Source organism: Moorena sp. SIO3B2 (genome assembly GCF_010692525.1).
Lineage (GTDB): Bacteria > Cyanobacteriota > Cyanobacteriia > Cyanobacteriales > Coleofasciculaceae > Moorena > Moorena producens.
Genome location: NZ_JAAHHE010000334.1, coordinates 1 through 6,532, shown reverse-complemented (window position 1 = coordinate 6,532; position 6,532 = coordinate 1). Strand labels below are relative to the sequence as shown.

General features: G+C 42.8%; 4 protein-coding genes and 1 pseudogene. 3 read left to right on the top strand and 2 right to left on the bottom strand.

The window, feature by feature from the left end:
- The 3 genes and pseudogenes from F6K38_RS32830 to F6K38_RS32820 all read left to right on the top strand — a co-directional run.
- Positions 1–377, top strand: a pseudogene (locus tag F6K38_RS32830) (ATP-binding protein); the annotation flags it as partial.
- Entirely contained in the window at positions 374–1,456 is a 1,083-nt protein-coding gene (locus F6K38_RS32825; RefSeq protein WP_287359277.1) for a tetratricopeptide repeat protein, read from the top strand. The pseudogene F6K38_RS32830 and the gene F6K38_RS32825, both read left to right, overlap by 4 nt.
- 45 nt (positions 1,457–1,501) lie before the next feature.
- Entirely contained in the window at positions 1,502–4,924 is a 3,423-nt protein-coding gene (locus F6K38_RS32820; RefSeq protein ID WP_287359275.1) for a HEAT repeat domain-containing protein, read from the top strand.
- 163 nt (positions 4,925–5,087) lie between these two features.
- Here F6K38_RS32820 and F6K38_RS32815 read toward each other — a convergent pair whose 3' ends face one another.
- Together F6K38_RS32815 and F6K38_RS32810 are read right to left on the bottom strand one after the other, a co-directional pair.
- Positions 5,088–5,795, bottom strand: coding sequence for a hypothetical protein (locus tag F6K38_RS32815; protein ID WP_008183902.1), 708 nt, complete (start codon positions 5,793–5,795; stop codon positions 5,088–5,090).
- Between the two features lie 137 nt (positions 5,796–5,932).
- Positions 5,933–6,352 (bottom strand): DUF6174 domain-containing protein, encoded by a 420-nt coding sequence (locus F6K38_RS32810; protein ID WP_008183904.1) that lies wholly within the window; start codon positions 6,350–6,352, stop codon positions 5,933–5,935.
- Positions 6,353–6,532 lie beyond the last annotated feature (180 nt).

The window sequence follows — 6,532 nt, the reverse complement described above, 5'->3', positions numbered from 1 at the left end:
ACGGTGAGACCTTAAAGAATCTTTGTCTAATGAGTGGTGGACATGTCCGAAACTTGATGCAATTAATCCAGAAAGCGATTGACTGGACAGATGAACTACCGATTACTAAAAAAGCAGCAAAGCGAGCGATTGAAGAAACACGAGAGACTTATCAGAAGACTGTACAGGAGAGTGAATGGGAAATTTTAGCACGAGCATGTCATCTCAAGCAGGCATATAATGATGTTGATCACTTACGTCTGTTGTTGAGTCGCTGCCTCTTGGAATACCGCTATTATGATGAAAACGATAACCTACAGATTTGGTGTAACGTTCATCCACTAATCGAAGGGATTCCAAGATTTCAAGATGTACTTGCCAAGGTGAGAGCTTTATGAGTCTTGCTAACTCATCTAACGATACTCCTCCCTCTCGGGAAGAGATTTACCAAGCCTTTTTGCGATCGCTGAAGCGACGGAGGGGATTTGGGATTGTGTTCATGCAATGTCCTCCAGCCGAGGCTAAGCGGATCATTGGGCGAGTGCATCAGGATTTACCCCAGAAGCAAATAGCAACCTTAACATTAACCGAGCCCATTGATAATCTTTATGATCGTGTTAAAAATATTCTAGACCGCGATCAATTGAGTATTCTCTTCATTCAAGGTCTCGAAAAATCTTTAGAAGCTTATATCAAGCCAGGATATCGGGGAGACGGGGATTACTACAATCTTGATACTGTTCCTACCATCTTGAGCCACTTAAACCAACGGCGAGAGCTATTTCGAGATCATTTCAAAACTCTGTGCTTCGTTTTTGTTTTGCCAGCGTTTGCTATTAAATACTTTATTCGCCGTGCTCCCGATTTCTATGATTGGAGCGCAGGTGTTTTTGAGTTTTCTGTTGATATAGGAGCTAACGGTTTCTCTGATAATGTAATCCAACCAGGGCAAGACCAAATCAATGTTGGTAGTGCTAGAACTGCTGACGAAAAGATTGACTATTTTCAACAGGCTTTACAAAGGCAACGAGAAATCGGCAATCGCGTAGCGTGGCCTACGGCCAATCGCAAGGGTGAGGCAGATTGTTTAAGTAGCTTGGGTAATGCTTATCGATCCTTAGGCCAATATCGAGAAGCGATTAACTATCTTCAACAGGGTTTACAAATTCAACATGAGATTGGTGACCGCTACGGAGAATTAACTTCTTTAAGTAGTTTGGGTGGAGCCTTATATTGCCTCAAGCAGTATGAGCACTCCATAGCTTCTTATGATAAAGCAATCCAGATTTACCAAGAATTGGGACTTGATCAAGCAACTTTATTGAGTCAGATGCTGATTAATCGAGGTAATGCTTTAAAGAGCATAGGGCGGTTAGAGGAATCAATTAAGAACTACAATCAAGCTCTGGCAATTGAACCAAATTCAGATCAAGCGTTAGTTCAGTGTGGGGATGCTCTAAATCAGTTGGGACTATGAATTGCTATTACAATTAAACTAATTAAACCTAAGTAAATATCAATTATGGATCCCTTATCACTTTCGGCTATTTTAGAAATACCGAAAATAGCGTCATCTTTGTTAGCTGTGACCAAAGTAGGAAAGGGTATAGCGCAATTTCTGACGAAAAGCGATATCGAAAAAGCTATCAAAGCTGGAGCCAAAGCGGTTGATCAATCGGACAAAAAACTCGATAGTCAACAGCGTTTATTTGTTCAAGCTCCTCTGGATGCATTGAATAAAGTTAAAAATTCTAATTTTTTGCGCGACTATTTTACTAATTCGGCGGTTGTGGCGGAATTAACCAAACCCTTACTTAATCAAGGAAATCCAGAATGTGATTTTTTAGTCAGACTATTTCAAAAGCAAGCTGAAGCCAACAAGATTAAACTAAATCAAAAAGCAAGTCTACAGGATTGGATAAAGACCTTTGTTAATGCTTATTTTCAGCATACTGCTACTTATCTAAAATTTCAGGTAGCTAAACAGGATTATTGTAACCAGTTAGCTCACTGGTTTGACCATGTTAAATTTGCTGGCATGGCTGTGGCTGGGCAAGAGGTAGAAAAATCGGAGAAATTAGCCCAGATTTTTGTAAGGCCAGATGTGGTGGAGGAGGTGGCAACTGCTAGGGATTTGGAATTGGAGCGGTTACCAGAGGTAAGTGGTGAAAAAGCAGAAAAGGTGCTGTTGGAAAAGACAACTCCTAGGAAATTTTTGGCTGATAAGTTATTTAGTCAAAATCAGTCGATACGAGTAGTGATATTAGGTGCGCCAGGCTCCGGTAAAACCACTTTGATGAGTTATTTTTCCGTAATGTTAGCTCATAAAAATTATAAAGATTTAGGGTTAGATCGTGATACTGACTGGCTACCGATTTTAATTAGGATACGAGACTTGGCGAGACATCCAGATAAAAGCCTGATCGACTATGCCCGGATGTTTGCTGAAAAAACCATGGCAGTCAAACTCTTACCAGAGGGATTTTTTGACCATTGGTTGTCTGATGGTAGGGCGTTGATATTGCTGGATGGTTTGGATGAAGTAGCAGAAGGCGCTAAACGGAATGATGTGGTCAGACGCATCAATAATTTTTTAGGACAGTTTGACATAAATCGGGCGATTATTACATCTCGCCCCGCTGGTTATCGACGGGACTTTTTCCGCACTGAAGACTTTCTCCACTATCAAATTGAACCCTTTGATGACCAGAAAATTTTGGAATTTCTTGATAACTGGTATAGTAGTAGGTTTAAAGACCAAGCAGAAGCGGAAAGGCGTAAGCAGACTTTACGAAAAGCTCTCGATGATAATGACCGGATTAAGCTGTTGGCACGAAATCCGTTATTGTTGACAATTATTGCGTTGATTCATCGGTATCAAGCAGTATTGCCCAAGGAGCGCCATAAGCTTTATGACAAGGCGGTGGAGACTTTATTAACCTCTTGGGATGCCAATAAAGAGTTAAGTAGTGATAAGTGGTTGACCTATTTGGGTTTGGATGATTTACCCCGGTTGATGGAATGGTTGGCTTATTGGATTCATACCCAGGCAAATGTTGAAGATAACGAAAGTGGCACCTTAATTGACCGGGATGAGTTGATTTATCAGTTGAGTCAGCAGATTAAGACTTTGAAGCACGTGCAGTTGTATCAGGCCAAGGAAGAGGCCAAACGGTTTGTGGAGTTGATTAGGGAGCGCACCGGTTTGTTGAATGAGCAGGGACAAGATTGTTATGGGTTTGTCCATAAGACCTTTCAGGAATATTTGTGTGCCCAGGAAATTAACTATCAGGCGGATAATGAGGGAGATTTCGATATTGTTTTGAATCACATTCGGGAGCATTTACATGACTCCCACTGGCGCGAAGTATTACTATTACTAATAGCACAACAAAAACCGAAGAAAGCGGCGAGGGCGATTAAGGCAGTTTTGACTAATAAGAGTAACTATGAGCAGTGGTTGCATCGGGATTTGTTGTTTGCTGGTAGTTGTTTGGCGGAAAATCCGAAGAATTTACGGGGTGCTGATCGTGAGTTAGTGCAACAGATTTTAGAGGGTTTGGTTGAGTTGGAGGTAAGTAAATATAAGCGGGTTGGTTATAATATTCGCAAGCAGGTTTATCAAATAATTTGCAGTTTGTATGAAACTGATTTTCAAGCACCGGTATTGGAATTGTTGAAGAAGCAATCTGATTTAATTGATGAGAAACGATTGCTGAACTATCGAGCTGAATTAGGGGAAAAAAATCAGGTAATTGACATATGGCTAGAACGACTAAAGGATAATTACTCTACTGTGCGTAGGAGGGCGGCTGATGCCTTGGGTGAATTGGGCAACAGCTCAGACACCGTAGTCAAGGCTCTACTAGAACGACTAAAGGATAATGACTCTGCTGTGCGTTGGAGGGCAGCCGATGCCTTGGGTAAATTGGGCAATAGCTCAGAAACCTTAGTCAACGGCCTACTAGAACTGCTTGAGCATGATGACTCTGATGTGCGTAGAACCGCAGCTAGAGCCTTGGGCAATTTGGGCAACAGCTCAGACACCGTAGTCAACCCCCTACTAGCACTGCTTCAGGATAATGACAAAGATGTGCGTACGATGGCAGCTGATGCCTTGGGCAATTTGGGCAACAGCTCAGAAAACATAGTCAACGCCCTACTAGAATGGCTTGAGCATGATGACTCTTTTGTCCGTATAACGGCAGCCGAAGCCTTGCTTAAATTGGGCAACAGCTCAGAAACCCTAGTCAAAAGCCTACTAGAACTGCTTCAGGATAATGACAAAGATGTATGTATAACGGTAGGCGATGTCTTGGGTGAATTCGGCAACAACTCAGAAACCCTAGTCAACGGCCTACTAGAACTGCTTGAGCATGATGACTCTGATGTGCGTAGAACCGCAGCCGATGTCTTGGTTAAATTGGGCAACAGCTCAGAAACCCTAGTCAAAAGCCTACTAGCACTGCTTAAGCATAATCACTGTACTGTTGTGCGTATGAGGGCAGCCGATGCTTTGGGTGAATTGGGCAACAGCTCAGACACCGTAGTCAACGCCCTCCTAGCACTGCTTGAGGATAATGACTCTGATGTGCGTTGGAGGGCAGCGAATGCCTTGGGTGAATTGGGCAACAGCTCAGACACCGTAGTCAAGCGCCTACTAGAACTGCTTCAGGATAATCGCTCTGATGTGCGTATAACGGCAGCCGATGCCTTGGTTCAATTGGGCAACAGCTCAGACACCGTAGTCAAGGCTCTACTAGAACTACTAAAGGATAATACATTTGATGTGCCTGGAATGGCAGCCTATGCCTTGAGCCAATTGGGCAAAACATCCAATGATATTATCCCCACTGTGATTGAATGGATTGAACAACACCAGGATTCAGACTATGTGGGCAGAGGTATTGATGTGCTGTGGGATTTGGTTGTAGGAAAGGAATAGGGAGTAGGGAGTAGGGAGCAGGGAGCAGGGAGCAGGGAGCAGGGAGCAGGGAGGGTTTTGCGATCGCTCTCTTGTAGACTAGAGCCAGAATTGGCTTTTGCGATCGCATCGATTCTAGACTAGAAACTCCATAGGCTTTTGCGCACGCATTCCAAATCCCATGTCAACGAGAAATAGACCGACTATTACAATAGTTCCGGTAGCCTCTAATATAATCGTTAACCATATCAATCGCTTGAGGGCGCATGTTTCGTTGACGGGGAAAGTCCTTTAATACCGAAAAAACATTCTGGTAAACCGCACACCAATTCCCAATCCCTGCCCGTAATGACTGTTGTGCCTTAACAAGGCTACGGATGAAAGCAATAGAGAAATCTTCAGGATCCTTCACAACTGCTGCATCCAATAATAATAGAGCATTAGCTCGCTGAACTTGTCCCAGACTACTGCTTGATCTAGAGCGATTGCTTACTGCAACAGCACTCTCCAAAGTTGGGTCATCCATGGCTAGTAAATAGCCTAGCGCTAGGGCTTCTGCTGCCGTTAACATCTCAAGGGTAATCGCTGATGGCTGCTGACTACGGCTGCGAGCAATATACTCAAGATACTGATTAGCCCTCTGGCTTGGTTCAACAGAAAACCCAAGTTGGTTGATAATCGCTGCTCGCACATCATGGGTAATATTGGGATTGCTTAGGTTTTTGAAAACCTTATCATCAAGTCCATAAACCGAGGCATATGTAATCATATCAACATCTTTATATGCCTTAGCAAAAGGAGTACTAGTTAAGGGACTATCCGCCAACGCTACCGGAGCAGCTGTAACTATACAACCTACCACAATAGGTGTCAGTAATGGTGTAATTTTCATTATATAGCAATTATACGACTTGTGATGTACAAATTTATGGGTTTTAGGGAGCAGGGAGCAGGGAGCAGGGAGTTTTTATGGTGAACAAAAACAGTTTAATTATTTGGATTATTATAAATAATATTACTTTGCCCACCTTACTTTAATTCTTCCAAATTCCCAATAGTCAAAGTTCTTTCATCATCCGCCATCTCTGCTCTGAAGTCCATATCGATTTGAGTTGGATAACCTAAAGTAGGATCGTAGGTAACATCAAGCTTATAATAATCCTGATCAATAGCCTTTTGGACAACATCGAAAAGCTTCGAGACCGAATCATAGGTATTAAAAAATTTCCGATTAACTGGTTTGCCGCTATCAGCAGCAACAATGGAAGTCGTTTCACCATTACGGATTTCTACCACAACTGGCTGAGTTACTTCACCAATACAATAGCAACTTACCTGCAATCTATACCGGTAGTTATCTAGCTTTTGAGTTTCCCAACGTTCCTGGTTTTGTTCCAATTGCTGCTCAGGGGAAGGATCACTAGCACAAGCGGAAAGTGGCAGAATCATCACTAGTAATCCTAGCCAACAATAGCGATAGAGTCTGGAGTGTAGCGTCATAGTGTTCGAGTCACTAAGTAGAGCGACCAATCATAAGTCAGGATGGTTGACGAATCCGCTAGTGATTTTGTTGCCATTGTCGGTACGGGGGGCAGTAGAGCAACTGGTGTAGTAGGTTCGACTTGAAAC

Bases quoted from the DNA above. Each gene is read 5' to 3' on its own strand.
- F6K38_RS32820 (WP_287359275.1), top strand. From the start codon at position 1,502: ATGGATCCCTTATCACTTTCGGCTATTTTAGAAATACCGAAAATAGCG.
- F6K38_RS32815 (WP_008183902.1), bottom strand. From the start codon at position 5,795: ATGAAAATTACACCATTACTGACACCTATTGTGGTAGGTTGTATAGTT.
- F6K38_RS32825 (WP_287359277.1), top strand. From the start codon at position 374: ATGAGTCTTGCTAACTCATCTAACGATACTCCTCCCTCTCGGGAAGAG.
- F6K38_RS32810 (WP_008183904.1), bottom strand. From the start codon at position 6,352: ATGATTCTGCCACTTTCCGCTTGTGCTAGTGATCCTTCCCCTGAGCAG.